Raw genomic sequence first — 23,620 nt, forward strand, 5'->3', positions numbered from 1 at the left:
AACGGCGTCGAGCTGCTCGCGTGGACTCGGCCTTTCGCAGGAGGCCGGTTCTCGGCAGCGTCTGACCGTCGTCGCACTCGCGCACCGCCGACGGACGCGGGCACGTCGGCGCGCGCGACACTGCTCGAACCGGGACCTAAGGTGCGCCGCGCTGGGACTTTGGGCCGAGCACCACTGGACGGTTTGCCCTGCTGCGGTCTGCTCGGCGAGCTCATGCTGGAGTCATGGCGAACCCTCGAACGAAATCCTTGCCGCCCGCGCAGGACGCACCACCACGCGGGCACAGTCCTCGGCGTGGCGTCATCGCCATCGCAGTTGTCGTAGCAGTCGTCATCAGCGTCCTCGGCTTGCTCGTGATGTTGCGCGGCGAGCAGAGGCTCACGCCCGGTACGCATAGCGTGCCACCGACCACGACTGGCCAGGGGGCCGCGACATCGACGGCCACCCAAACCACGAGCCCGCCGAACGCGAGCGGCGATCTCGCGGCGTTCCTGTCCGCGGCCACCACGCTGGACAGGCAACTACACGACGCGGCTGCCGCCATCAACGCCGCCGGTCCACCGTGGACAGGAATCGGACCCCAGGCCGCACGTGCGGTGACCGCCGCCGACCTGACACCGACCGCCCGCGCCATCCCAGCCGGCCTTCCCCACGATCTGCTGCAGTCGGTGATCCTGGTCTACAGCGATCTGTCCTCCCGCAGGCACGCCATGAGCTCGTTCGAGATCACGCCGCCCGCCGCACCGCACGACTCCACCGAGGACCTGCTGCGCGAGTTGGGCAACGGGCATGCCGCGTCGGCACGTTTCGACGCCGACCTTGCCGCGACCCGAGCCCTCGCCGGGCAAGCGCCGCCGATTGCCGCCGTACCCAAGGGCTCCCGGCTGGTCGCCGAGGTGCTGCTACTGGTGCAGTACGTCGACCTGGGCAACGGCGGGTGCGACGCCCGCGGTGGCGCGATCGCCACCGAGCTGCCGGAAATCAGATGGGAGCCCGTGTCCTGGAACCCCGACGCCGATGGGACCATCGGCCTTCCCGGCGCCGCCATCGACTTCACCGCGGACTTCCGTCCCGACGGCACGTGGCACGTCGAGATCACCGCCTGCTGAAGCGATACCCACCGACGTTCAGCGTGCTGAGCGCCGTCCACGAACGAACGATGTGCTGCAGGTGGGCAGGTCGATTCCCAGATAGACCGGCGTTTGATGTCGACGGACCGACGCACCGTTGTTCGTCCCTTGTGGACGGAAAGCCGGTCTCCCGATGGGAAGCACTGCTGGTCTCCGCTGGGTTCACCGAGATCGACATCCACCTCATCCCCGCACCTCGGCGGACAAGCCCGCAACCGTGCTGACCCGGCCCATCGCCGCCTGACAGCCGGACCGCTGGGCATCACCGCACGTTGATCGACAGTAAACGCAACCTTTCGACTTCGATCGCCGACAGGCCGAGATCGACCGCGAACCTCGCCAGGCGCTGCACGAAGCGACGACGAGGGAGACACCATGACCGAGGCCAAGCAGTGGCACGCGGTGCGCCAGGTCCGACAGGGCGCGGGCGACCGCGAGTTCGTCGCTTCGAACCAAGGATCCACGACGACAGCGTGGTCCTCGTCAACTGCCCCGGCATCACCGCCCGCCTCGCCCCCCAGCCGGACACTGCCGCGTCCAAGTCCACGGACAGCCATCCACCTGATCGTCAACAACGATCGGGCAGCCAATCAGCGGCTCGGACGGACGTTGGGCGAACTGGCTGGTCATGGATGAAAGCCGCCCAGCATGAGCGGGAGATCGCGACGACCGGTCCAGCTGGGTCCTCGCTGTCGCGTACCGAGGCGCCAGCCGCGTGAAAGGGCTACTCCACGCCGTTGGCCCCGTTCCGGTCAAGGAACTGGTTCGGTAGACGAAGTCCCCGTGGCAGGTAGGTGTCACCACGCAAGATTCGCCTCCCATCTTCAGCAGACTGGGCCCCTCAGACAGTGGCGGGACCAGGGGTGGGGAGACCAGGGTGGTCGGTGTCGACATGCACACAGCGCGGGTCGCGGGGATCGGGCGGAACGCGTGTGGGCTCGCGGCCGAGTTGCGGAAGGTGCGGGCGCGGTGGAACGGACCCGCGCGCACCGGCGAGGCGGCCTGCGGCATGGACACCACCCGCGCGGCGTACACCGCGATGCAGGAGGCATGGTTCGCCGAGGTCGGACTGCACATCACGATCCTGGAGCAGCTCTGCGCGGCGTTGAAGACGTCCGCGACGTCGTACGAGGAAGCCGACATCAGCGTGGCCGTGGGCCTGCGGAGCGCGACCTATGGCGACTGACAGCCGTGTCCACGTCGAAGGCGTCCTGAAGCGGCTCAGCGACCTCGGGTCGGCGCTCAACCCGGTGAACGCGGTCTCGACGGCCCGCGCGGTCCTCGGGGCGATCGCGTCGCCGCCGCCCGGTGATCCAGCTGGGCTGGAGTCGCTGGCCTCGGTGTTCCGGACCGCCGCGGCCGACATCGAGACGATCGGGCTGGAGGTCAGCAAGATCGGCACCGACCGCCTGCCGGAGGCGTGGAAGGACGGCGCAGCACGGGACGCGGTGGCGGTGGTCGGCGCGACCGCGCGGGCGGTGAACCGGACGCCGACGACATTCCAGCTCGCGGCGGCGAAGCTCGCCGGGCTGGCGGTGGAGATCCGCGCGCAGCAGACCCGTTGGAGCCAACTGCGCCAAGCGCTGTCGGACGCGGTCCATGACGCGACCCATATCGGCCCGGTGCCCATGGTTGATCCCACCGCGCTGAAGGCGCTGGCGGTCGCGGTGGCGCGGCTGATCACCGGATGTATCGAGGTCTACAAGGCCGCCCTCGGCTCAGCCGACCGCGCGGTCGGCACGTTCGGCGACCTCAAAGCCCAGGCTCGTGCCGCGACGGCGGCCCAGGGCGGCCTCTCGGCTGACGACGCTGTGGTTCTCGCGGACAAGGGCTTCTCTCCTGGAGCCGACAACGGGATCCTCAACGCGGCGCAGTTGGCGAAGATCGGGCAGCTTCTGGGGTCGATGTCGCCGGAGGACCGTGCGAGGTTTGAGGACCTGCTCGCCAGGGCAGGCTCCGACACCGAGCGCGCGTGGATCCTCAAAGGACTCACGGCGGGGCACGGCGTGAACGAGCTGTCAGGGTTCGCCGACAAGATTCGCGGCAAGGATGACCAGTGGCTCAGCGATCATCTGAGCCTGATCGACCGCGGCGGGGCCGACACTCAGTCCCGCTTCGGGGCGCCGGTCAAGCAGTTCGACCAGACGACCTGCGGTACCACGGCACTCATCGTGGCGCGGGCGGAAACCGACCCGCTGTACTCGCTGTCGCTCACGGAAGGCGATCCGCAGAAGTTCGGGGAGCGGTTCGCCGACGAGCAGGCGCGTATGCACGACGCGACGAATACCGTGTGGCCGGAGGCTATCGGTACTTCGCCGATGGCCATGGCGGACTGGATGAGCGACAACTCGGGGCAGCCTGGGGTGAAGTACGACTGGCATCCGGTGGACGACACGAGCCAGGGCGGTATGACGGCGGCATACCGTGATGTTGTGACCGCTGTCGACGCTGGTCGGCCTGTGCCGCTCATGGTTGGCGGGGATGACGTGACCCGCCACTATGTTTTGGCCGTCGGTCATTCCGGTGGTGATCTGCTGATCTACGACCCGGGGCGGGGAACGACGGTCCGGGTGCCGGAGAGCGACTTCATGAACGGGAATCTGGGACGCGGCGGCAGCGGGTGGAACCGCGTTCACGGAGTGGTGACGCCTGGGTAGTTGATCTGTGCTCTACGAACGCGTCAATGGTGTCGTCGCCCGCCTGATCGGGCACGCCGAGCCTGCCTGCGACGGTGTGCGCGGCAGAGTACGCCCGGGTGTCCAGGTCGGCGGCGAACGCCGCCGACCTGGACGTCCACGATCAGGCCAGGTCGAACCGGTCGAGGTTCATGACCTTGTCCCACGCGGCGACGAAGTCGCGGGCGAACTTCTCCCGCGAGTCGTCGCCGGCGTACACCTCGGCCACGGCGCGCAGCTCGGAGTTCGAGCCGAACACCAGGTCGACGCGGCTGCCGGTCCACTTGACCTCGCCGGTGGCGCGGTCGCGGCCCTCGAAGGTCTCCGCCTCGTCCGACGTCGGCTTCCACTCCGTGCCCATGTCGAGCAGGTTGACGAAGAAGTCGTTCGTCAGCACACCCGGCGTCTCGGTGAGCACGCCCACCGTGGACTGCTGGTAGTTGGCGCCGAGGACACGCAGGCCGCCCACGAGGACGGTCGTCTCCGGCGCGGTCAGGGTCAGCAGGTTCGCGCGGTCGATCAGCAGGTACTCCGACGGCAGCCGGTCGCCCTTGCCGCGGTAGTTGCGGAACCCGTCCGCGGTGGGCTCCAGCGGCGCGAACGACTCGACGTCGGTCTGCTCCTGCGTGGCGTCCGTGCGGCCCGGCGTGAAGGGGACCTCGATGTCGAAGCCGGCGGCCTTGGCGGCCTGCTCGACCGCGGCGGCGCCGCCGAGCACGATCAGGTCGGCCAGCGAGATCTTCTTCCCGCCGCTGTTGAACGACGTCTGGATGTCGGTCAGCGTGCCCAGGACCGCGGCCAGCGAGTAGGGCTCGTTGACCTCCCAGTCCTTCTGCGGCTCCAGGCGCAGGCGCGCGCCGTTGGCGCCGCCGCGCTTGTCGCTGCCGCGGAACGTCGACGCCGACGCCCACGCGGTCGAGACGAGCTGGGCGACGGTCAGCCCCGACTCCAGGATCTGGGCCTTCAGCGCGGCGATGTCCTCGGCGCCCACGAGCTCGTGGTCGACGGCGGGCACCGGGTCCTGCCAGATCAGCGTCTCCTGCGGCACCAGCGGGCCGAGGTAGCGCTGGATCGGGCCCATGTCGCGGTGGGTGAGCTTGAACCAGGCGCGGGCGAACGCGTCGGCGAACTGGTCCGGGTTCTCCAGGAAGCGGCGGGAGATCGGCTCGTAGATCGGGTCGACGCGCAGCGCGAGGTCGGTGGTCAGCATGGTCGGCTGGTGCGACTTCGCCGGGTCGTGCGCGTCGGGCACGGTGCCCGCGGCGGCGCCGTCCTTCGGCTTCCACTGGTTGGCGCCCGCCGGGCTCTTGTCCAGCTCCCACTCGTGGGCGAACAGCGTCTCGAAGAAGCTGTTGTCCCACGCGGTCGGGGTGGCGGTCCAGATGCCTTCGAGGCCGCTGGTGATGGCGTCGCCGCCCTTGCCGGTGCCGAAGCTGTTCTTCCAGCCGAAGCCCTGCTCCTCCAGCGGGGCACCCTCGGGCTCGGCGCCGACGTACTTGTCGGGGTCGGCCGCGCCGTGGGTCTTGCCGAACGAGTGGCCGCCCGCGATCAGCGCGACGGTCTCCTCGTCGTTCATCGCCATGCGCCCGAACGTCTCGCGGATGTCGCGGGCCGAGGCCAGCGGGTCCGGGACGCCGTTGGGGCCCTCGGGGTTGACGTAGATGAGGCCCATCTGGACCGCGGCCAGCGGGTTCTCCAGCTCGCGGTCGCCGGTGTAGCGCTCGTCGCCGAGCCAGGTGCGCTCCGGGCCCCAGTACACGTCCTCGTCGGGCTCCCACACGTCGGCGCGACCACCGGCGAAGCCGAAGGTCTTGAAGCCCATGGTCTCCAGCGCGCGGTTGCCGGTGAAGATCATCAGGTCGGCCCAGGAGATCTGGCTGCCGTACTTCTTCTTCACCGGCCACAGCAGCCTGCGCGCCTTGTCGAGGTTGCCGTTGTCCGGCCAGCTGTTGAGCGGGGCGAAGCGCTGCATGCCCGCGCCCGCGCCGCCGCGGCCGTCCTGGATGCGGTAGGTGCCCGCGCTGTGCCACGCCATGCGGATCATGAAGGGGCCGTAGTGGCCGAAGTCGGCGGGCCACCAGTCCTTCGAGGTGGTCAGCACCTCGTCGACGTCCCTGGCCAGGGCGTCGAGGTCGAGGGACAGGAACCGCTCGGCGTAGTCGAAGTCCTGGCCCATCGGGTCGGACGCGGCGGTGTGCTTGCGCAGGATGGCCAGGTTGAGCTGGTTCGGCCACCAGCCGCGGTTGCCGCCGCCCTCGGTCGGGTGGTTGAAGCGTCCGGCCGACACCGGGCACCCACCGGCGGTCGGCTCGTTCATCTCTCCAACGACGGCGTCAGGACTTTCAGACACAGGAATCCTTCCAGGTGTGCTCAGGAACTGATTGCGGTGGAGCAGTCGGGGCACAGGCCCCAATAGACGACCTCGGCCTCATCAATGGCGAAACCGTGGTCGTCGGAAGCGGTCAGGCAGGGGGCGTCGCCGACGGCGCAGTCGACGTCGGCGATGGCTCCGCACGACCGGCACACGACGTGGTGGTGGTTGTCCCCGACGCGTGCCTCGTACCGGGCCACCGAGCCGGGCGGCTCGATGCGGCGCAGCAGCCCCGCGGTGGTCAGCGCGCGCAGGACGTCGTAAACCGCCTGGTGGGACACCCCGCCGAGCTCGTCGCGGACGAGCCCGATGATCGAATCGGTGTCGGCGTGCGGATGGTCGTGGACCACCGACAGCACCGCGAGCCGCGGCCGCGTCACCCGCAGCGCGACCCCGCGCAACTGGCGCTCGTAGTCCTCCGGCGTCGACACGGCCGCGAGTCTGCCGCATTTTCTGGAATCAATCAAGATTTGGCCGGGCGAGCCACCCGATGGGGCGATCCTGCCAGCGGGTTCCCAGGTCGTGGGAGCGCGAAAGTCGATCCGGGCACTCGCGTCACACGAATGGGGGACGGCCGTCTCCCGGGTAGATCCGCACGACCCATCGGGGGTAACAAGATCATGACGAGCACGAGCGCGCTGGTCCGACCGCGGGCCGGGCTGTCGCGACCCCTGCCGGTCGCGCCAGCCAGAGTCCTGGTGGTCGAGGCGCTGCCGTTGGCGGGCCTCGGCCTGCACACGATGATCGACGGGAGCCGGGAACTGGCGTCCTGCGGGGCGACGTCGAGCATGGCCACGGCGGTGTCGGTGGTCGGGCGGGTGCGACCCGACATCGTCCTGGTGGACAGCTCCCTCGACCCGGAGGCGGGCGGCGCCCGCGCGATCCTGGCGACCGACCTCCGCCTCGGCGTCATCGGCCTGGTCCGCGACGACAGCGGCGCGGCGGCCTACGTCCGTGCCGCCACGCGCGCCGGAGTGCGGGGGCTGATCCCGCGCTCGGCCCCGCCCGCGGTGATCATGTCGACCATCCGGGCCGTGCGGGCGGGCGGCAAGGTCGTCGACCCCGCGCTGACGGCGCTGCAGACCGAACAGAAGGGCAAGCTGTCCGACCGGCAGGCCGCGGTGCTCGAACTCATCTCACGCGGTAACGCCAACGCCACCATCGCCGAGACGCTGTTCGTGTCCGTCGAGACCGTGCGGACCCATGTCAAGGCGATCCTGCAGCGCCTCGACGCCCGCGACCGCGCCCACGCCGTGGCCCGCGGCTACCAACTCGGCCTGCTCGACCCCGGGAGCACGAAGTGACCGACACCGAGACACCGCTGTTCGACGCCGTCCTGGCCGAGTGCGCGCCCGCGTGGCTGATCGAGCAGTTCACCGAGGACAAGCCCAGCGAAAGCGCCAAGCCCAGTCGGTAAGCCGCGTCTGAACCTTGGTCCGGTCAACCGGGCTTGTGAGCCATGTTGTAGATCCATCCGACGGGATCGTGCGGCCCACCTGCCGGACAACGGCTATTGGCCGGATCCCCACCGGCGAAGAGGCCATGGCATTTCGGACAGAAACGCCATCCTCGCTGGAGTCGAGGACCGTCGGGCAGGTCGTGCGGGACACAGTACGACCACCCGATCGACGTGTCGTGCGGTCCGCCTGCCGGGCAACGGCTGCTTCCTGGATCTCCGCCTGCCACAAGGCCGCGGCATTTCGGACAGAAGCGCCAGTTCGCTTGCAGAGTAGGGCCATCGGGAACGTCGTGCAGGAGGGCGTACTCCCATCCCACTGGATCGTGTGAACCGCCTGCGGGACATACGCTGCCCGGTCCGTCGTTGAACAATCCATGACACTTCGGGCAGTAGCGCCAGCCCTCTTGGACGGGCTGTTCGATCACGCACCGGAACAGGGCGCCCTTGTTCCCAGGTCCGGCGGACGTGGAGAGCTGGAACTCGCCACCCCGAGCGCCCTCGAAGCTGGCATCGAGGTCATTGTTGCCGATCACCGGGTTGCTGTAGTCCATGAGTAGGACGAGATCACGCGCCCGGAATCCCAGATTGCCGACCGCGCCCTGTCCGAAGTCGCCGGATACCGCCGTGATGAGCACGTTGTTGAACGGCTCGATTCGGGTGACGGTCGGCTCTTGAAACGAGCCCGAACTGCTCCCCTTGCGCACGAGGTCCCAGTAATCCGCTGACATGTTGGCGATTTCGATGACGCAAGAACGCTCGGCCCAATCGCTTATCGCCACGGCCAGCGCGTATGCGCCCGCGGCGGCTCCAACAATCTCCAAAACAGCCATGAAATGGGTCTCCCTGTCCGGCGAGTCGAATGCTCTCCGTGCATGGTCGACTACTGAGGATGGCCGGGGCATCGACCGGACTACTCATCCGGATACTCAGATCCACCGGACGGACAGCTCAGGGCGCCGACTTCGGATGGGCGCGGAGGTGGGCACGTTCGCCCTGTTTGCCGAACAGGCTGAGGAACTCGACCGGCTCAGCGTCCGCCGCACCGAACCAGTGGGGTACTCGGGTGTCGAATTCGGCGGCCTCACCGGGTTTCAGCAGAAAATCATGCTCGCCGATGACGCAGCGCAAGCGTCCATTGAGGACGTACAACCACTCGTAACCCTCATGGGTCTGCGGAGTCGGTTCGACCGGGCGGTCCCGGGCGGCGAGCACGATCTTGTACGCCTGGATGCCGCCCGCCCGGCGGGTCAGGGGAAGCATGGTCATGCCATGGCGTGTGATCGGGCGCAGGTGGACGCGCGGGTCGCCGGTGGGCGGGGCGTCGACCAGTTCGTCGAGGGTGACGCCGTGGGCGCGGGCCAGTGGGAGCAGAAGTTCGAGCGTCGGCTTACGCGCGCCGGACTCCAGGCGGGACAGGGTGCTGACCGAGATCCCGGTGGCGGCCGACAGCTCGGCCAGGGTGGTCTCCCGCTGTTTGCGCAGCGTACGCAGCCGTTCGCCGACCGCACCGAGGGCGTGGTCCAGGTCGTCGTCCATGCGTTCAGTTTGCCATACCGGCAACTTAGGTTGCCAAATTGGCAGGACCGGGGGCAACGTTGGGTCATGGAGGTGGTCAACGTGACCGGATACGACGTGGTGGTGATCGGCGGGGGCGCGGCCGGGTTGAACGGGGCGCTGATGCTGGCGAGGTCCCGGCGGTCAGTGGTGGTGATCGATGCGGGATCGCCGCGCAACGCCCCCGCGGCGGGGGTGCACGGGCTGCTCGGCCATGACGGGATCAAGCCCAGCGACCTGCTCGAACGCGGGCGGGCCGAGGTGCGCGGCTACGGGGGTGAGGTGATCTCCGGGACCGTCGAGGGTGTCACCCGGGTGGGTGACGGGTTCGCGGTCATGGTGGATGGCCGGACGATCTCGGCGCGACGTCTGCTGCTGACGACCGGGTTGGTCGACGAGCTGCCGGACATCCCGGGAATGCGGGACCGCTTCGGCCACGACGTGCTGCACTGCCCGTACTGCCACGGCTGGGAAGTCCGCGACCAGGCGATCGGGGTGTTGGCGGGCGGGCCGATGTCGGTGCACCAGGCGCTGTTGTTCCGGCAGCTGAGCGCTGATGTCCTGTTCTTCTCGGGTGACACGCTGTCCGATGAGGACGCGGAGAAGCTGGCGGCGCGGGGCATCGGCGTGGTGCCGGGTGGTGTGGCGTCACTGGAGATCGTTGACGACCGGGTCGCCGGAGTTCGGTTGGCGGATGGGAGCGTTGTCGCCCGGGAGGCCGTGGTGGTGGCGCCGCGGATGGTCGCCCGGGCGGAATTCCTTGCGGCGCTGGGGTTGCGGCCGACAGAACACCCTTCGGGCATGGGCTCGCACATCGCCACCGACGCGACGGGACGCACGGACGTTCCGGGAGTGTGGGCGGCGGGCAATGTGACTGACATCGTCGCCCAGGTCGGCGCCTCTGCCGCGGCAGGTGCGATGGCGGGCGCCCAGATCAACGCGGACTTGGTGGCCGAAGAGACCCGGGACACGGTCGACGGCTACCGGAACGCGGCCGCATCAGCCCCGGCCTAGGCCGTCCACATCGCACTCAGCCGTCCACAAGCTAATCATCGCCGACGCCGCCCGATCGTTGCCACACACCCTGCGGCCGGTCGACATCGGGAACGAGGTGCTGGCTGAGCCAGAGGTACCAGAGATCCATCTCGCTGTGGCGACCCAACCAGGATCCGTGCCGCCGATGGCGCGAGCTCACCGCGACAACGGCCGCGCACGCGGCAAGGATGGGCGACAAGCCCGGCATCCTGACAGGCAAGGTAGGCATGGCCGCGGTCACCCGCAGTGCCAACTCCCCTATTAGGGGGCGAGCACGTCGCGCGCTGGCAACCGCAAGCTCAAACGGGCAATCTTCCTCGCCGCGTTCGCAGCCATGCTCCGACACAAGACCAACTACCGATACCCCGAACCACCAAGGCCCCCAGGGCGGGTGGGGGTTGCCTACCGGCGGGGCGGTCTGTCGTCAGTAGGAGCGCGGCCTGCGGGGTGCGGTCTGGGCGGCCTTGATGCGGGCCGCTTCCTTGCGGACCTCCGCCTGCGTAGCCCGCTCCCGCACCAGCCAGTCCGGGTTCTCGGTCTTCAGCGCGTCGATCTCGTCGGTGGTGAGTGCGTCATCGATGCCGCCGCGGGCCAGGCCGCCGATGGAGATGCCCAGTTTCGCGGCGATGACAGGCCGCGGGTGGGGGCCGTTGCGGCGGAGGTCGCGCAACCACTGGGGCGGGTCGGCCTGCAGGGCGTTGAGTTCGTCGCGGGAGACGACGCCGTCCTGGAAGTCCGTGGGGGTGGCTTCCAGGTACACGCCCAGCTTCTTCGCCGCGGTCGCGGGCTTCATCGTCTGGGGGGTTTTCTGCGACGTCATGGGTCCAGGGTATCTGGCAGGCATTCACGCCCGGTAATCTGACCTGGTGACAGGCTCCTTCCGGCTCGGGTACGTCCCTGGCGTCATCCCCGGCAAGTGGGTCCGGATGTGGGACGAACGCTCCCCCGACACCCCCCTGACCCTCATCCAGGTGCCCGCCGCCGAAGCCGCCGGCCTGCTGCGCGACGACGCCGCCGACGCCGTCCTCCTGCGGCTGCCCGTCGACCGCACGGGCCTGCACGCCATTCCCCTCTACACCGAGACCACCGTGGTGGTCGTCCCGAAGGACCACCTCATCGCCGCGGCCGATGAGGTGTCCACTTCGGACTTGGCGGACTCGGTGGTGATGCACCCGCTGGACGACACACTCGGCTGGGAGCAGCCCCCGGGCCAACCGGCCATCCACCGCCCCGCCACGACCGCCGACGCGATCGAGCTGGTCGCAGCCGGGGTGGGGCTCTTGGTCGTGCCGCAGTCCCTCGCCCGGCTACACCACCGCAAAGACCTCACCTACCGCCCCGTCGCGGACGCCCCGGAGTCCCGGGTCGCGCTGTCGTGGCTGGAGGACAACGAGGCCGACACCATCGAACAGTTCATCGGCATCGTCCGCGGCCGCACCGCCAACAGCACCCGTGGGCGCACGCCGACTCCGGCCAAGCAAGCCCCCAAGCCCGCCCCGCGACGGGCCAAGCCGCAACCGGCGAAGCGCGGCAAACCCCGCAAACGCTAGTGCTGTGTCCATGAACGTTGTCGGGCTGTCGGCGGATCCAGGTTTCCGCTGGGCCGTCGAGAGCCTGGCAACGTTCGTGGACACAGCGCTAGCTCGCGTACTCGTCGTGGCGGCGCCACCAGAAGCCGGTCTCGTTGCGGCCCAGCGGCGCGCGGTCGAGCCACGGGTACATGCCCCACAAGGCGTCCACGCCGCGTTCATACGTCGAGTACGTGTGATAGACGACGCCGTCTTCGAGGATGAAGGCGCTCATCCCCGGGCCTTCCTGCCGGTAGGTCGGCCAGTCGACGCCCGACAGTGCCGCGATCTCGGCCAGCGCAGGGTTCTCCGGGGTGGCCTCCATCGCCCGATAGTTGTAGTCCACCGTTCCCGACGCCCATTCCTCAGGCGTGTGCGTGGTGTTGAAGTCGTAGTTGAAGTCGCTTGCGGACGACGACGCCCACGGGAAGCTCCACCCCATCCGGCGCTTGTACGCCTGAAGCTTCGGCAGCGGAGCCCGCGACACCGCGCACAGCGTCACATCGTGGTTCGCGAGGTGGACGACCGATCCGCTGAAGCCGTCGGCGATGGCCGAGCAGGACGGGCAGCCCGCGGCGTAGTCGGGGCCGAACATGAAGTGATAAACCAACAGTTGCGAGCGACCGGCGAAGAGGTCGGCCAGCGTGGCCGGGCCGGCGTGGGTGTCGAAGCGGTAGTCCTTCTCGATCGCGACCCAGGGCAGTTCACGCCGCCGCCGGGCCAGTTCGTCGCTCTGGCGGGTCAGGTCCTTCTCGGCTTTCAACAACTCGAGCCGGGCCGTGAGCCACTCTTCGCGGGTTCCGGTCTTGTGCATGGTTCACTCCTCGTGCGATGCCGCCTCGGCGATTCGCTTGATCCTGACCAGCCTGCGGTCCCAGTCGGACGCGAGCGCGGCCATCCACCGCGCCGTCGCGTCCAGAGCCGCCGGGCGCACCTCGTACCGCGCCTCCCGGCCCACGCGGGCGCCCGTCACCAGCCCGGCGGCGTCCAGAACGGACAGGTGCTTGACCACCGCCTGGCGGGTGACCGGCAACTGCCCGGCCAGCGTCGTCGCGGTGGCTGAGCCGTGGGCGGCGAGCAGGTCGAGCAGCTGGCGGCGGGTGGGGTCGGCCAGCGCGGTGAGGACGCGGTCGACTGGTTCGTCGGTCATGACGTCTTTTCGGCCCGCACCCTGAACGCGTCCAGCACCTGCGGCCAGCCGCCGGTGTTGTCCTCCAACGCCTTCTCGCGCAGCGACTCGGTGCCGCGCAGCGACGCGAAGCCGCTCTCGACGACGCTCAGGCGGACCTGGTCGCCCTCCTGGGCCAGGGTGAACTCGACCAGCGTGCTGTTGTCGTCGCTCAACTCCTCCCCCGGGAACGCGCTGGCCCAGCGGTAGGCCAGGTACTTCGGCGGGTCGACCTTGACCACGCGCACCGGGAAGTCGCCGTACTCGGCGTTGTGCGCCACCATCGACTCCCCTTCCCTGGCCACGGTGCCGTCCAGGGTCGACTCGTCGGCGACCCAGAAGCCGGGCTGGGCGACCAGCGTCCAGACCCTCTCCAGGGAAGCGGCGATCAGGATGTCGCGTTCGATCCGGTCCACGCTCATGAGGTGACTCCTTCTCCGTTTGGGTGCAACTCCAGAGTTGCACATCGACAACCGACGTGCAACCCAAGAGTTGCGCCTCAGCGCTGGAGGCGCTCAGCCAGCCACACCAGCGACAGCGGGTAGCGGTAGTCGATCCCCATGTGGCCCGCCTCGAACAGCTCGAAGTGAATCCGCTCGTCCGGCACGCCGATCTTGGCCAGTTCGGCGCGGAACGCCTGCGCGCCAAGGTCGAGGTACCACTCGTCGCTGGTTCCCGCGTCGATCCAGATCGAGTCCAGCGACCGCAGGGCGTCGGCGTGCGACGACACCATCCGCACCGGGTCCCACGCCAGCCAGCGCGCCCACACGTCCTCGCGCAACACCCCCGTCGTCGGCTCGAACGGCAACTCTGGCGTCCCGTCCGCGCCCGCCGAGAAGCACGACGACAGACACAGCAGCTCGATCAGGTCGTGGTCCTCCGGCTTGGTGAACGCCGGGCGCGCCTGGAAGTCCGCGTGCCACCGCGAGATGTCGTGGTCGTAGGACCGCAGCGCCCGCGCCGCCTTGGCGAAGCCCGGGATGTAGCTCAACTCGTACAGCGTGTCCCCCGCGTGCGTGGCCATCGAACCGAACAGGTCGGGCCGCAGCATCGTGGTGATCATCGCGCCGAAGCCGCCCGAGGACTTGCCGGTGATCGCGCGGGACGCGCGGTCGGCGATCGTCCGGTAGTGCGCGTCGACCCACGGCACGACCTCGTCGCACAGGTACGAGTGGTACCGCCCGGTTCCCGGCGAGTCGACGAACTGGGAGCCGCCGAGGCTCGTCCACGCGTCGACGAACACCACCACGCAGCCCGGCGCACCGCCCGCGAACAGCGCGTCCGCGGTCTCCGGGAACGGCTGCCGGAACGGCGTCCGGTTCGCCCACATCGACAGTGACCCCGTGTACCCCTGGATCACGTACACGGCCGGGTACCGCTCGGCCGTGTCGTCGTAGCCGGGCGGGACGTACACCCACAGCGGCCGCTCGTGCGGGTCGCCGAGCGGGTTGTCGCGCAGCAGTTCGGAGGTAATCGTGTTCCGGTCGAGTCGGCCTGCGAGGTCGGTGTCCCAGGGCAGCATGCCGCCAGTCAACCAGCCCGCACGGAGTTCACTTCACCGAAACCACGGGAACTCCGTAACCGATTTACCCTGGTCACATCATCGACGACATCGATCCCTTCATCGGCACCGCCGCCACCGCCCTGCCTCCGGCGCAGGGGCTGGCGGCGACTTGGTGGAGCCCGAAACCGCAGGTCGGCAACACGCACCCGGGCGCGACGTCCCCGCTCGGCATGGTCTCGGCCTGCGCCTACTCCGGGGCCTACCCGACCGGCTACGGCGTCTACACCAAGAACACCGAGGGCCTCCCGGAGCAGATGTTCGACCAGCTCCAGGCCTCCGGCTTCACCCACTTCCAGCAGTCCGGCACGGGCGCGATCCGCAAGTACTACAACTACGTGCGCGTCACCCCGATGGTGCAGCCGCTCGACACCCTCGGCCAGGCGTGGCCGCTGCACGACGAGACCGCCGAAGCCGGCTACTACGCCGCCACCCTCGACACCGGCATCCGCTGCGAGATCACCGTCGGGGCCAAGGTCGCCGTGCACCGCTACACCTTTCCCGCGAGCCGCAGCGCGCGGATCGTGGTCGACCTGTCGTGCGGCGGGCTCGCCATCGACCACGGCCGGACCGTCCCGCTGCGCGCCCACGTCGAGAGCATCGGCCACGGCCGCGCGCAGGGCACCGTCGTGGTCGAGGGTGTGCCGCTGTCGGTGTACCTGGAGGTGGTCAGCCCGGGCTGGCGGCAGATGCTGTGGCACGACCGCAGGCTCATCGAGGGCGGCACCCGGCTCGACTTCGACCGGATCAGGCAGACCACGCTGCGCCCATTCGGGCTGCTGTTCATGGGTCCGGCCGCCGCTGGACAGAGCGTCGAGGTGCGCATCGGCTTCTCGCTGCGCGGCTGCGACCAGGCCAGGGACAACCTGTACCGCGAGTGCGGCGAGGCGGCGCCGTCGTTCGATGTCATCCACGGGCAGACCCGGGAGCGGTGGCGCGACCACGTCGGCCGGATCGAGGTCGGCGGCGGCTCCAAAGCGCGGCGGCAGGTGTTCGCGACCTCGCTCTACCACTCGCTGATCAAGCCGTGCTTCGGCGACGACGAGAGCCCGTTCTGGCCGACGTCCGGCCCGTTCGCGTTCGACGTCTGCACGATGTGGGACATCTACAAGACCGAGCTGCCGCTGCTGGCCGCGATCTGCCCGGACCGGGCCGTCGACCTGCTCGAGTCGCTGATCCGGGTCTGCGAGGAGGAGGGCAACTTCCCCATCGGCTACCGGATGGCCCGCGGCGCCGACCGGTTCTTCCGCCAGGCCAGCGCCCTGGCGCACACCGCGCTGGCCGACGCGCACGCGCTCGGCCTAGGCGACCTCGACTGGAACTGGGCGCTGGTGCACATGGTCGACGACCTGCGCCGGATGTACGGCGAGGACTTCTACGAGCATGGCGTGGTGCACCCGATCTCGCACACGCTCGACCTGGCCTACGCCTACCACTGCACCTCGGGCATCGCCCGCGCGCTCAACGACCGCACACTCGCCGACGACCTGGCCGCGCGCAGCCGCCTGTGGTCCAACGCGTTCGACCCGGCGACCGGGCTGCTGCTCGACTCGTCGTTCTACGAGGGGGGCAAATGGAATTACTCGTTCCGGCTGCTGCACGACATGGCCGGGAGGATCGCGTTGGCGGGCGGTGACGACGCGTTCGTCGCCATGCTCGACGCGTTCTTCGGCTACGGCGCGCGGCCGGTCACCCAGCCCGGCGTGCGGCCAGACCCGGCGGAGATGGCCGCGGGCTACGCGCTCAACCGGTTCGAGGGTTTGAACAACGAGCCGGACATGGAAGCGCCGTGGTCGTATCACTACGCGGGCAGGCCCGACCGCACCGCCGAGGTCGTCCACGCGGCGCTGACCTGGCAGTTCGGCACGGGGCCGGGCGGGCTGCCGGGCAACGACGACTCAGGCGGGCTGAGTTCCTGGTACGTGTGGGCCTCGCTCGGGCTGTTCCCGATCGCCGGGCAGAGCCTGTTCCTCGTCAGCGCGCCCGCGTTCGAGCACGCCACGGTCCACATCGGCGACTGCGACTTCGTCGTCGAGACCAGCGGCCACCGGGAGACGCCGATCAGCTCGGACGGGCTGGACCAAGTGCCGCCGCCGCGATACGTGCAATCCGCCCGGCTCAACGGAAAACACCTCGACGTGGCGCACCTGAGCGCGGCCGACGTGCACGCGGGCGGCACGCTCCACTTGGAACTCGGCCCGGAGCCGTCGGACTGGGGCCACAAGGTCCGGCCGCCGTCGCTGTCGGACGGAGCGCGGAGGTGAGCCGCCGCCTGGTCATCGTGGTCCGCGCCGACCCGGTGATCTGCGGGCACTCCGGCGAGGCGCGCAACCTCGCCGAGGTCGCGCTGACCCGCGGCTTCACCGACGTTCGGCTGCTCACGTGGCCGATCCCGGCGCTGCAGGCGGCCGGCCTGCCGCTCAAGCCGCTCGACCGGATCATGCCGTACAGCGCGGGAATCACCGTCGAGCGGCCCGAGCCGGTGGGTGACTACCGGGTGCCGGACGGCCGCTATCTGGCGGGCCTGACCGGCAGGCTCGTCGAGCTGCTGGCCGAGCCGATCCCCACGACGTGCCTGTCGATGTATCTCATGCCGCACACCGCCGTCGTCACCGACGCCGTGGCCGCCGCCCGCGCGGCGGGCTACGCGCCCGACGTCCACACCATGGCCAAGGCGGTCGGCTCCGATGTCACCAACGTGATCCGCAACTGCCTGCGCGAAGGCCGGTTCGGCGCGGCCGTCGCGCTGTTCACCACTTTCCTCGCCAACGACGAGGTTCTGGCGGTCTCGGAGTACACCCGCGACGAGATCATCGCCTCGGCCGAGGAGGTCGACGCGTTCTGCGGCACCCGGCTGGCCGACGAGTGCCGGGACCGGGTGTCGGTCAGCTATCCCCCGATCGACACCGCGGCCTACGTCGACCTCGATCTGTCCCATGTGGACGAAGCGCTGCGCCGCCGCGGCCTCGAACGCGACGGCTACGTACTGTTCCTGTCCCGGGTCGCACGGGCGAAAGGCGTCCACGACCTGGTCGCCGCGTTCGCCCGCTCCCGCGCCCGGTCGCGAGTGAAGCTCGTGGTCGCGGGCAACGGCCCGGCGCTCGACGAGGTCCGCGCGCAGGCCCGCGACGACGACCGGATCGTCTTCCTGACCGATGTGGACGACGACGAGAAGCCGCTGCTGATGCGCGGGTGCGCGGCCTACGCGCTGCCGACCCGCCCGGAACCGGACTTCGTGGAGACGTTCGGGATCGCCCTGACCGAGAAGATGCTCGCGGGCGGCGGCCCGGTGATCACCACCATCACCGGCGGCACCGGCGAGGCGGTCGGCGACACGGCGGTAATCGTGGCGGCCGGGGACGTCGACGGCATCGCCGCGGCGATCGACCGCGTGGTGCTGGAGATGTCCCCCGACGAACGGCTGCGGATGGCGGCCCGTGCCCGCGAACACGCGCTGTCGTTCGACCGGGTGCGCGTGTTCGACGACCTGTTCACCGCCCTGTCGAGATAGCCGCGGTGAACTCCACCTCCAGCAGCGCACCCGGCAGGAACAAGCGGGAGACCTCCACGGTCGTGCTCGTCGGCGGCCTGCCGTTCAGGTAGCGCCTGCGGACCGCGGCGTACTCGGCGAGCTGGGCCATGTCGGTCAGGTAGGTGCGGATGTTGACCACGTCGGTGAAGTCCGCGCCGTAGTGGCCGAGCAGCTTGGCCGCGACCTCGAAGATCTGCGTGGTCTGCGCGGCCATGTCGTCTCCGACGAGGTCACCTCGCTCATCGAAGGCGACCTGGCCGGACAGCACCAGCAGGCGCGTCGGGCCGAGGTCGACCACGGCGACGTTGGAGTACCGGCCGACGGCGGCGTAGGCGTGCGGCGGGTCTTCCAGGGTGAAGGTCACGGGGTTCCTCTCGTGCGGCGGATGTGGCCGGGGATGGCGGCGATGTCCTCGTGCTCGTCGGCCAACACCGTGAGCAGGTCCTTGGCGAGGCGGATCAGCGGGGTGGGCTCGGGGATGAGCTGGAGATCCTTGGCGGCCAGGGTCGTGGCGAAGAAGCCCGACGGATCCTGGGACCGCTTCAGCGCGACTCCCAGCGGGCCACGCCCGAGTACCTGGTCGGTGATGTCGGGAGCCACGCCCAGTGCGTCGGCGAGGGCGAGGCATTCGCCGAGGGCGGTGGCCGCGGTGAGCAGCGCGGCGTTGGCGACGAGCTTGGCGGCCGCGCCGCTGCCCGGTCCGCCGCACCGCAGGACCGTGCCGATGGCCGACAGCACCGGTTCGGCGGCGTCGACGTCGGCCGGGGTGCCCCCGGTGAAGAGCACGGCCGTACCCGCCTCGACCCGGCTCGTGCTGCCTCCGACGGGCGCGTCGACGACGTGGATCCGCTCGCGGATCGCGTGGACGGCGGCGGGGCCGATGGTCGACATCTCGATCAGCCGGGCATCCGGCCGCATCGCCGCCGCCGCGCCGTCGGGTCCGAAAAGGACGGCATGGACCGCGGCGGGGTCGGACAGCATGGTGATCACGAAGTCGGCGTCGGCGACCGCCTCGGCGGGGGTGCCCCGGATCCGCGCGCCCGCCGCCGCGGCGGTGTCGGCGCGGGACGCGGTGCGGTTCCACGCCACCAGGTCGATCGGGGTGCGCAGGAGCCGCAGTGCTATCGCGGTTCCCATGTGGCCGAGTCCGAGCAATGCCACTGTAGGCAAGTGACCTCCTAAGTCGGGTTCGACGCTATGCCCGGCAGAGCCATGCGACCAGCGAAGGTTGCGCAGATGAGCCATGCGTGCCGCGCATGGCAGGATGGCGACATGGACGTGACGTGGCTGGCGACCTTCCGCGCCGTGGCGAGGACCGGGTCCTTCACCGCGGCGGCCAAGGACCTGCGCTACACCCAGTCCGCGGTGTCCCGCCAGGTCTCCGCGCTGGAGGACACGATCGGCGCGGCGTTGTTCGACCGGCTTCCCCGCGGCGTGCTGCTCACCGAGCAGGGCCGGACCCTGCTGGCCCACGCCGAGGCCGTGCTCGACCGGTTGGACCTGGCCCGGCGCGACGCGATCGCCCTGCGGGAGACCTCAGCGGGCCGCGTGCGGATCGGCGCGTTCGCCTCGGCCGACGCCGCGCTGGTGCCGCGGTCGATCGCCGAGTTCCACCGAGAGTGCCCCGGCGTCGAGGTGTCGCTCACCGAGGGCCGGACCCCCGGCCTGGTCGAGCAGGTCAGGACCGGGCGGGTCGACGTGGCGGTGGTGAGCCTGCGGGCGGGTGCCGAAGTGGACGGTGTCCGGCTGCGGCACCTGGTGGACGAGCCGATGCTGGTGGCCCTGCCGCGCGACCACCGTTTCGCCCGCAGGCGGACCGTGCGGCTCGCCGAGCTGTCCGGGGAGCGGTGGATCGCCGGGTCGGCCAACCCCGAGGACACGCTGCTCGCGGGCACCCCGGAGTCGGTGCACTACGTCGTGCGGGAGTGGGTGGCGAAGATGGGGTTCGTCGCCGCGGGCCTGGGCGTCACGCTGATCCCCGCCCTGGCCGCGAGCGGCACCCGGCCCGACGTGCTGGTGAAGCGGCTGCACCCCGACGACGCCCCGGTCCGCGGCGTCCACGCCGCCACGGCGGCGGGCGTCGCCGACTCGGCCGCCGTCACCGCGTTCCTGCCCATCCTCCGCGGCACGGCCCGGGACCTGCGCGCCGAGTGGTGAGACCGCGAACATCCTCGACTCCGCGTTTAGCACCCGCGGACGGGTTTCTGGCGGCTTGGTCCGGGTTTCCCTTGGCAGCGTTGACACTCCGGTCGCGGCTCCCCCACTTTGGCTTCCGACAGTGAGGTCGCCTCATCGAGGGAGAACAAGCCTATGCGCAAGCCAGTCCGCCGCGCCGCCACGCTCGCCGTGGCCGTCGCGCTGACACTCGCCACCGTCGCCGGGGGCGTCCCGGCGGGAGCGGACCCGGCGTTCTACGTGCCACCCTCCCCGCTGCCCGCTGGCAACCCCGGCACCGTGATCAAGACGCAGCCGTTCACCTACAGCAACGCCACCGCGACCAAGATCATGTACCTGTCGCGCGACACCAAGGACCGCCCGATCCCGGTCACCGGCTCGGTCCTGGTGCCGACCTCGGCGTGGACCGGTCCGGGCGAGCGGCCGATCGTGGCGTACGCGCCGTTCACCGCGGGCATGGCCGACAAGTGCGCGGTGTCCAAGGTGATCTCGGGCGAGGCCCAGGGCGACATGGTGTCGATGGTGCAGTCCCAGTTCATCAACGCGCTGCTGGGCAAGGGTTTCGCCGTCGCGCAGACCGACTACGAGGGCCTCGGCACCCCGGGTGAGCACAGCTACGTCGTGCGCCGCTCGGAGGCCCACACCGTCCTCGACGTCCTCCGCGCCGCCCAGAAAGTGCCCGGCCTGCCCGCCAACGGCCCGGTCGGCATCGTGGGCTACTCCGAGGGCGGCGGCGCGGCGGCCTCGGCGGCCGAACTCGCGCCGACCTACGCCCCCGAGCTCAACCTGAAGGGGGCGTACGCGGGCGCGCCACCCGCCGACAAGGCCGTCCTGGCGAAGTCCCTCGACGGCGCGTACGCGGCGGGCTTCCTCGGGTTCGCGCTGATCGGCATCAACAAGGGCTACCCGGAGGCGGGCATGCTCCAGTTGGCCAACGAGGCGGGCGCGGAACTGTTCGTCGCGGCGAGCCAGATGTGCACGATGGACGCGCTGTTCGGTCTGGCGTTCAAGCAGACCAGCACGCTGACGAAGGACGGCAAGCCGGTGTCGGCGTATCTGGAGACCGAGCCGTTCAGGTCGGTGGTGGCCGACATGAAGATCGGCAACCTGAAACCGTCGGCGCCAGTGCTGGTCGAGCACGCCCCGATGGACGACATCGTCCCCTATGGCCAGGGCAAGCAGATGGCCAGGGACTGGTGCGGGAAGGGAGCCAGCGTCCAGTTCAACGACATCCTCACCCTGGCCCCGATCTTCAGCCACGCCCTCGCCGGCTTCGGCGCGGCGGGCAGCGCCGCGACCTGGATGGCGGCCCGCTTCAGTGGAGCGGCGGCGCCGAGCAACTGCGGCCGGTTCTGAAGTTCCGGGGTGCCCGCTGGGGCGAGCGGGCACCCCGACCCCGAAACACGCTCTGGCCTGGGGCGGTGCCGCATTCAGCCCCGTCCGAGTGGATCACCGGACGGGCATTCACCTCCCCTGTTCGGCCCACAGCGAACGTTCGTCGTCCGGTATTCGGCGGCGCCGTGACGGTGGTCGCTGACAAACTGGGGGCATGCTCCTCGGGTATGTCCTCGCGGTCTTCGCGGCGGTCGCGCAGGGCACCGGCTCGATCCTCGAGTCCATCGGTGTCCGGCGGTCCGGTGCCTACGGCGGCCGCGCCGTCGACCTCGTGGCGCTGCGACACCAGCCGATGTATTTCCTCGGCCTGGGCATCGACCTGGTCGGGTTCGCCGCGGCGGCGGCCGCGCTGCACAAGCTGCCGCTGTTCCTCGTGCAGTCGGCCCTCGCGTTCAGCGTGGGGGTGACCGCGACGATCTCGGCGTTCCTCGGCACCCGGCTGGCCGTGGCGGGCTGGGTGGCGGTGGGGGTCGGCGCGGCCGGGCTGTTCCTGCTCGGGATCTCCGCCGAGCCGAGCGCGGCCACCGCGCTGCCCGCGGGGTGGCGCTGGACGCTGCTGGGCATGGTGGTCCCGGTGGCGCTGATCGCCTGGTACGCCCGCAGCCGCGGTGGCCGGTGGAGCGCTCCCGCGCTGGCGTTCGCCTCCGGGCTGGCGTTCAGCGTGGTCGGCATCTCCGCGCGTGGGCTGCGGCTGCCCGATCCGCTGTGGCGGATCGTCTTCGAGCCGCTGGCCTGGACGATGCTGCTGAGCGGGCTCGCCGCGGCCGTGGTGTTCGCGATGGCCCTGCAGAAGGGCAGCCCGACCTCGGCCACGGCCATCATGTTCACCACGAACACGACGCTGGCCTCGTTCATCGGCCTGGTCTACCTGGGCGACCAGGTGCGCCCGGGATTCACCAACGCCGCGGTCACCGGGTTCGTCCTGGCGATCGGCGGCGCCATCGCGATCGCGCACTACGCGGCCGTCGCCCGCGAGGAAGATCACGCCGCGGTGCCCGAGAGGGCGTAGGCTCAAGTCATCCGGACATGACGACATCCCATCCGAGGTGCGAGCCCTTCCGGCCACCAAGCTGGAAGAAGGCGCCATGTCCGTTGAATCACGCCACACCGAAGTCACCCTCCCCGACGGTTGGCCGATCGGCTCGTACGACACCTACAAGCAGGCCAGGACCGCCGTCGACCACCTCGCGCACAGCGACTTCCCCGTCGCGGGCCTGGCGATCATCGGGGTCGACCCGATGCTCGTCGAACGGGTGGAAGGCCGCCTGACCTGGCAGAAGGTACTCGGCACCGCGGCGATGTCCGGGGTGTGGCTCGGGCTGTTCGTCGGCCTGATGCTGAGCCTGCTCTCCCCCGCGCCGGGTCTCCTGCCGATCCTGGCCGGGCTCGCCGCCGGGGTCGCGTTCGCCACCGGTATGGCCGCGATGCGCTACTCGAGCAGCCGCGGCCACCACGACTTCATCTCGACCAGTTCCCTGGTGGCCCGCCGGTACGACGTGCTGTGCCCGCCGCGGATGTCCGAGCGGGGCCGCGACCTGCTGGCCGCGCTCTCCCTGAAGCACTGAGGAAGGCCGCCATGGACCTGTCCCACGAGCTGTCCGAACACACTCTGCGCTTGCGGCTGCGCCCCAAGGCACCCGCCTCCGGCTACGTCGACGGCGCGTGGTGGCCGCACAGCCATGACCTGTCCGCCGAGCTGCCTTCCCTGCTCGCTGTGCTCAACGTCCGCCTGGGCAGGGTCGAGCGGGTGAGTTACCACCTCGCCGACTGGTCCGCCGCTCCCCGCCGGGTCAACATCGACGGCGACATGACGCGACTCGGCGGGTTCACCGCGCAGTCCGCGCACACGGTGGACATGATCGCCGCGGACGGGCGGCGGCTGACGCTGCTGGTCGTGCCGCCGGACACCGACGAGTCCGCCGCGCACGGGACCATGATGAACGCCTCCCAGCGAGACAACACCGACACGATCGCCGAGCTGATGGCCTAGTGCCCTG

General features: G+C 70.1%; 24 protein-coding genes and 1 pseudogene. 13 read left to right on the forward strand and 12 right to left on the reverse strand.

Annotated elements, in window-relative coordinates; translation table 11 throughout:
- Positions 1-398 precede the first annotated feature (398 nt).
- On the forward strand, positions 399-1,109 hold the full coding sequence (locus ACSHT8_RS07280) for a hypothetical protein (RefSeq protein ID WP_436498955.1): 711 nt from the start codon (positions 399-401) through the stop codon (positions 1,107-1,109).
- Between the two features lie 589 nt (positions 1,110-1,698).
- Here ACSHT8_RS07280 and ACSHT8_RS07285 read toward each other — a convergent pair.
- Positions 1,699-1,824, reverse strand: a pseudogene (locus tag ACSHT8_RS07285) (DUF397 domain-containing protein); the annotation flags it as partial.
- Positions 1,825-2,022: 198 nt separating this feature from the next.
- On the opposite strand from ACSHT8_RS07285, the gene ACSHT8_RS07290 reads away from it, so the two are divergent.
- Together ACSHT8_RS07290 and ACSHT8_RS07295 are read left to right on the forward strand one after the other, a co-directional pair.
- Positions 2,023-2,316, forward strand: a complete 294-nt coding sequence (locus ACSHT8_RS07290) for a hypothetical protein (protein ID WP_436498957.1) — start codon at positions 2,023-2,025, stop codon at positions 2,314-2,316.
- A complete protein-coding gene (locus ACSHT8_RS07295) occupies positions 2,306-3,787 on the forward strand; it encodes a hypothetical protein (protein WP_436498959.1) in 1,482 nt (493 codons plus the stop codon). Before ACSHT8_RS07290 ends, ACSHT8_RS07295 begins: the two co-directional genes overlap by 11 nt.
- A 142-nt stretch (positions 3,788-3,929) precedes the next feature.
- On the opposite strand, the gene katG is transcribed toward ACSHT8_RS07295, so the two are convergent.
- Together katG and ACSHT8_RS07305 are read right to left on the reverse strand one after the other, a co-directional pair.
- Positions 3,930-6,122 carry a catalase/peroxidase HPI gene (katG, locus tag ACSHT8_RS07300; RefSeq protein ID WP_436498961.1) on the reverse strand — a complete coding sequence of 731 codons (2,193 nt, stop codon included), beginning with the start codon at positions 6,120-6,122 and terminating at the stop codon, positions 3,930-3,932.
- 53 nt (positions 6,123-6,175) lie between these two features.
- Complete coding sequence (locus tag ACSHT8_RS07305; protein WP_436498963.1) at positions 6,176-6,607, reverse strand: Fur family transcriptional regulator; 432 nt, start codon at positions 6,605-6,607, stop codon at positions 6,176-6,178.
- A 189-nt stretch (positions 6,608-6,796) separates the two neighbouring features.
- Between ACSHT8_RS07305 and ACSHT8_RS07310 the strand changes: the two genes are divergently transcribed.
- Positions 6,797-7,480, forward strand: coding sequence for a LuxR C-terminal-related transcriptional regulator (locus ACSHT8_RS07310; RefSeq protein WP_436498965.1), 684 nt, complete (start codon positions 6,797-6,799; stop codon positions 7,478-7,480).
- Between the two features lie 136 nt (positions 7,481-7,616).
- Here the strand turns inward: ACSHT8_RS07310 and ACSHT8_RS07315 are convergent, their stop codons facing one another.
- Both ACSHT8_RS07315 and ACSHT8_RS07320 read right to left on the reverse strand, forming a co-directional pair.
- Positions 7,617-8,465: a hypothetical protein gene (locus tag ACSHT8_RS07315; protein WP_436498967.1), complete on the reverse strand. Its 849-nt coding sequence runs from the start codon at positions 8,463-8,465 to the stop codon at positions 7,617-7,619.
- A gap of 118 nt (positions 8,466-8,583) precedes the next feature.
- Positions 8,584-9,171: a helix-turn-helix domain-containing protein gene (locus tag ACSHT8_RS07320; RefSeq protein WP_436498969.1), complete on the reverse strand. Its 588-nt coding sequence runs from the start codon at positions 9,169-9,171 to the stop codon at positions 8,584-8,586.
- A 66-nt stretch (positions 9,172-9,237) separates the two neighbouring features.
- Between ACSHT8_RS07320 and ACSHT8_RS07325 the strand changes: the two genes are divergently transcribed.
- Entirely contained in the window at positions 9,238-10,203 is a 966-nt protein-coding gene (locus ACSHT8_RS07325; RefSeq protein WP_436498971.1) for an NAD(P)/FAD-dependent oxidoreductase, read from the forward strand.
- Positions 10,204-10,648: 445 nt separating this feature from the next.
- Here ACSHT8_RS07325 and ACSHT8_RS07330 read toward each other — a convergent pair whose 3' ends face one another.
- Positions 10,649-11,044 (reverse strand): DUF5997 family protein, encoded by a 396-nt coding sequence (locus tag ACSHT8_RS07330; RefSeq protein WP_436498973.1) that lies wholly within the window; start codon positions 11,042-11,044, stop codon positions 10,649-10,651.
- Positions 11,045-11,090: 46 nt separating this feature from the next.
- Between ACSHT8_RS07330 and ACSHT8_RS07335 the strand changes: the two genes are divergently transcribed.
- A complete protein-coding gene (locus ACSHT8_RS07335) occupies positions 11,091-11,774 on the forward strand; it encodes a LysR family substrate-binding domain-containing protein (RefSeq protein ID WP_436498975.1) in 684 nt (227 codons plus the stop codon).
- A gap of 88 nt (positions 11,775-11,862) precedes the next feature.
- Here ACSHT8_RS07335 and ACSHT8_RS07340 read toward each other — a convergent pair whose 3' ends face one another.
- The 4 genes from ACSHT8_RS07340 to ACSHT8_RS07355 form a co-directional block, all read right to left on the reverse strand.
- Positions 11,863-12,606 (reverse strand): DUF899 domain-containing protein, encoded by a 744-nt coding sequence (locus ACSHT8_RS07340; RefSeq protein ID WP_436498977.1) that lies wholly within the window; start codon positions 12,604-12,606, stop codon positions 11,863-11,865.
- A 3-nt stretch (positions 12,607-12,609) separates the two neighbouring features.
- Positions 12,610-12,942, reverse strand: coding sequence for an ArsR/SmtB family transcription factor (locus ACSHT8_RS07345; RefSeq protein ID WP_436498979.1), 333 nt, complete (start codon positions 12,940-12,942; stop codon positions 12,610-12,612).
- Positions 12,939-13,382: an SRPBCC domain-containing protein gene (locus ACSHT8_RS07350; protein WP_436498981.1), complete on the reverse strand. Its 444-nt coding sequence runs from the start codon at positions 13,380-13,382 to the stop codon at positions 12,939-12,941. The genes ACSHT8_RS07345 and ACSHT8_RS07350 overlap by 4 nt, the downstream gene beginning before the upstream one ends.
- A 77-nt stretch (positions 13,383-13,459) precedes the next feature.
- Positions 13,460-14,482: an alpha/beta hydrolase-fold protein gene (locus ACSHT8_RS07355; protein ID WP_436498983.1), complete on the reverse strand. Its 1,023-nt coding sequence runs from the start codon at positions 14,480-14,482 to the stop codon at positions 13,460-13,462.
- A 101-nt stretch (positions 14,483-14,583) separates the two neighbouring features.
- Between ACSHT8_RS07355 and ACSHT8_RS07360 the strand changes: the two genes are divergently transcribed.
- A complete protein-coding gene (locus ACSHT8_RS07360) occupies positions 14,584-16,785 on the forward strand; it encodes a glycoside hydrolase domain-containing protein (protein ID WP_436502007.1) in 2,202 nt (733 codons plus the stop codon).
- A complete protein-coding gene (locus ACSHT8_RS07365) occupies positions 16,782-18,032 on the forward strand; it encodes a glycosyltransferase (RefSeq protein ID WP_436498985.1) in 1,251 nt (416 codons plus the stop codon). Before ACSHT8_RS07360 ends, ACSHT8_RS07365 begins: the two co-directional genes overlap by 4 nt.
- On the opposite strand, the gene ACSHT8_RS07370 is transcribed toward ACSHT8_RS07365, so the two are convergent.
- Together ACSHT8_RS07370 and ACSHT8_RS07375 are read right to left on the reverse strand one after the other, a co-directional pair.
- The gene (locus tag ACSHT8_RS07370; RefSeq protein WP_436498987.1) at positions 18,013-18,417 is read right to left on the reverse strand and encodes a RidA family protein; all 405 of its coding nucleotides are present in this window, start codon (positions 18,415-18,417) and stop codon (positions 18,013-18,015) included. The two genes, ACSHT8_RS07365 and ACSHT8_RS07370, sit on opposite strands and share 20 nt — an antisense overlap.
- Positions 18,414-19,298 carry an NAD(P)-dependent oxidoreductase gene (locus ACSHT8_RS07375; protein WP_436498989.1) on the reverse strand — a complete coding sequence of 295 codons (885 nt, stop codon included), beginning with the start codon at positions 19,296-19,298 and terminating at the stop codon, positions 18,414-18,416. Before ACSHT8_RS07375 ends, ACSHT8_RS07370 begins: the two co-directional genes overlap by 4 nt.
- Positions 19,299-19,325: 27 nt before the next feature.
- Between ACSHT8_RS07375 and ACSHT8_RS07380 the strand changes: the two genes are divergently transcribed.
- The 5 genes from ACSHT8_RS07380 to ACSHT8_RS07400 all read left to right on the forward strand — a co-directional run bounded on the left by ACSHT8_RS07380 (position 19,326) and on the right by ACSHT8_RS07400 (position 23,613).
- Positions 19,326-20,210 (forward strand): LysR family transcriptional regulator, encoded by an 885-nt coding sequence (locus tag ACSHT8_RS07380; protein ID WP_436498991.1) that lies wholly within the window; start codon positions 19,326-19,328, stop codon positions 20,208-20,210.
- A gap of 153 nt (positions 20,211-20,363) precedes the next feature.
- A complete protein-coding gene (locus tag ACSHT8_RS07385; RefSeq protein WP_436498993.1) occupies positions 20,364-21,584 on the forward strand; it encodes a lipase family protein in 1,221 nt (406 codons plus the stop codon).
- Between the two features lie 193 nt (positions 21,585-21,777).
- Positions 21,778-22,632, forward strand: coding sequence for a hypothetical protein (locus ACSHT8_RS07390; RefSeq protein ID WP_436498994.1), 855 nt, complete (start codon positions 21,778-21,780; stop codon positions 22,630-22,632).
- 76 nt (positions 22,633-22,708) lie between these two features.
- On the forward strand, positions 22,709-23,188 hold the full coding sequence (locus ACSHT8_RS07395) for a general stress protein (protein WP_436498996.1): 480 nt from the start codon (positions 22,709-22,711) through the stop codon (positions 23,186-23,188).
- An 11-nt stretch (positions 23,189-23,199) separates the two neighbouring features.
- Positions 23,200-23,613, forward strand: a complete 414-nt coding sequence (locus tag ACSHT8_RS07400; RefSeq protein ID WP_436498998.1) for a DUF5994 family protein — start codon at positions 23,200-23,202, stop codon at positions 23,611-23,613.
- Positions 23,614-23,620: the final 7 nt, after the last annotated feature.

The sequence above is a fragment of the Actinokineospora sp. HUAS TT18 genome, from assembly GCF_051364635.1.
Classification (GTDB): domain Bacteria; phylum Actinomycetota; class Actinomycetes; order Mycobacteriales; family Pseudonocardiaceae; genus Actinokineospora.

Coding starts and splice junctions, on each gene's coding strand:
- ACSHT8_RS07290 (WP_436498957.1), top strand. CDS start 2,023: ATGCACACAGCGCGGGTCGCGGGGATCGGGCGGAACGCGTGTGGGCTC.
- ACSHT8_RS07295 (WP_436498959.1), top strand. CDS start 2,306: ATGGCGACTGACAGCCGTGTCCACGTCGAAGGCGTCCTGAAGCGGCTC.
- katG (WP_436498961.1), bottom strand. CDS start 6,122: ATGAACGAGCCGACCGCCGGTGGGTGCCCGGTGTCGGCCGGACGCTTC.
- ACSHT8_RS07310 (WP_436498965.1), top strand. CDS start 6,797: ATGACGAGCACGAGCGCGCTGGTCCGACCGCGGGCCGGGCTGTCGCGA.
- ACSHT8_RS07315 (WP_436498967.1), bottom strand. CDS start 8,465: ATGGCTGTTTTGGAGATTGTTGGAGCCGCCGCGGGCGCATACGCGCTG.
- ACSHT8_RS07320 (WP_436498969.1), bottom strand. CDS start 9,171: ATGGACGACGACCTGGACCACGCCCTCGGTGCGGTCGGCGAACGGCTG.
- ACSHT8_RS07325 (WP_436498971.1), top strand. CDS start 9,238: ATGGAGGTGGTCAACGTGACCGGATACGACGTGGTGGTGATCGGCGGG.
- ACSHT8_RS07330 (WP_436498973.1), bottom strand. CDS start 11,044: ATGACGTCGCAGAAAACCCCCCAGACGATGAAGCCCGCGACCGCGGCG.
- ACSHT8_RS07340 (WP_436498977.1), bottom strand. CDS start 12,606: ATGCACAAGACCGGAACCCGCGAAGAGTGGCTCACGGCCCGGCTCGAG.
- ACSHT8_RS07345 (WP_436498979.1), bottom strand. CDS start 12,942: ATGACCGACGAACCAGTCGACCGCGTCCTCACCGCGCTGGCCGACCCC.
- ACSHT8_RS07350 (WP_436498981.1), bottom strand. CDS start 13,382: ATGAGCGTGGACCGGATCGAACGCGACATCCTGATCGCCGCTTCCCTG.
- ACSHT8_RS07355 (WP_436498983.1), bottom strand. CDS start 14,482: ATGCTGCCCTGGGACACCGACCTCGCAGGCCGACTCGACCGGAACACG.
- ACSHT8_RS07375 (WP_436498989.1), bottom strand. CDS start 19,298: ATGGCTCATCTGCGCAACCTTCGCTGGTCGCATGGCTCTGCCGGGCAT.
- ACSHT8_RS07380 (WP_436498991.1), top strand. CDS start 19,326: ATGGACGTGACGTGGCTGGCGACCTTCCGCGCCGTGGCGAGGACCGGG.
- ACSHT8_RS07385 (WP_436498993.1), top strand. CDS start 20,364: ATGCGCAAGCCAGTCCGCCGCGCCGCCACGCTCGCCGTGGCCGTCGCG.
- ACSHT8_RS07390 (WP_436498994.1), top strand. CDS start 21,778: ATGCTCCTCGGGTATGTCCTCGCGGTCTTCGCGGCGGTCGCGCAGGGC.
- ACSHT8_RS07395 (WP_436498996.1), top strand. CDS start 22,709: ATGTCCGTTGAATCACGCCACACCGAAGTCACCCTCCCCGACGGTTGG.
- ACSHT8_RS07400 (WP_436498998.1), top strand. CDS start 23,200: ATGGACCTGTCCCACGAGCTGTCCGAACACACTCTGCGCTTGCGGCTG.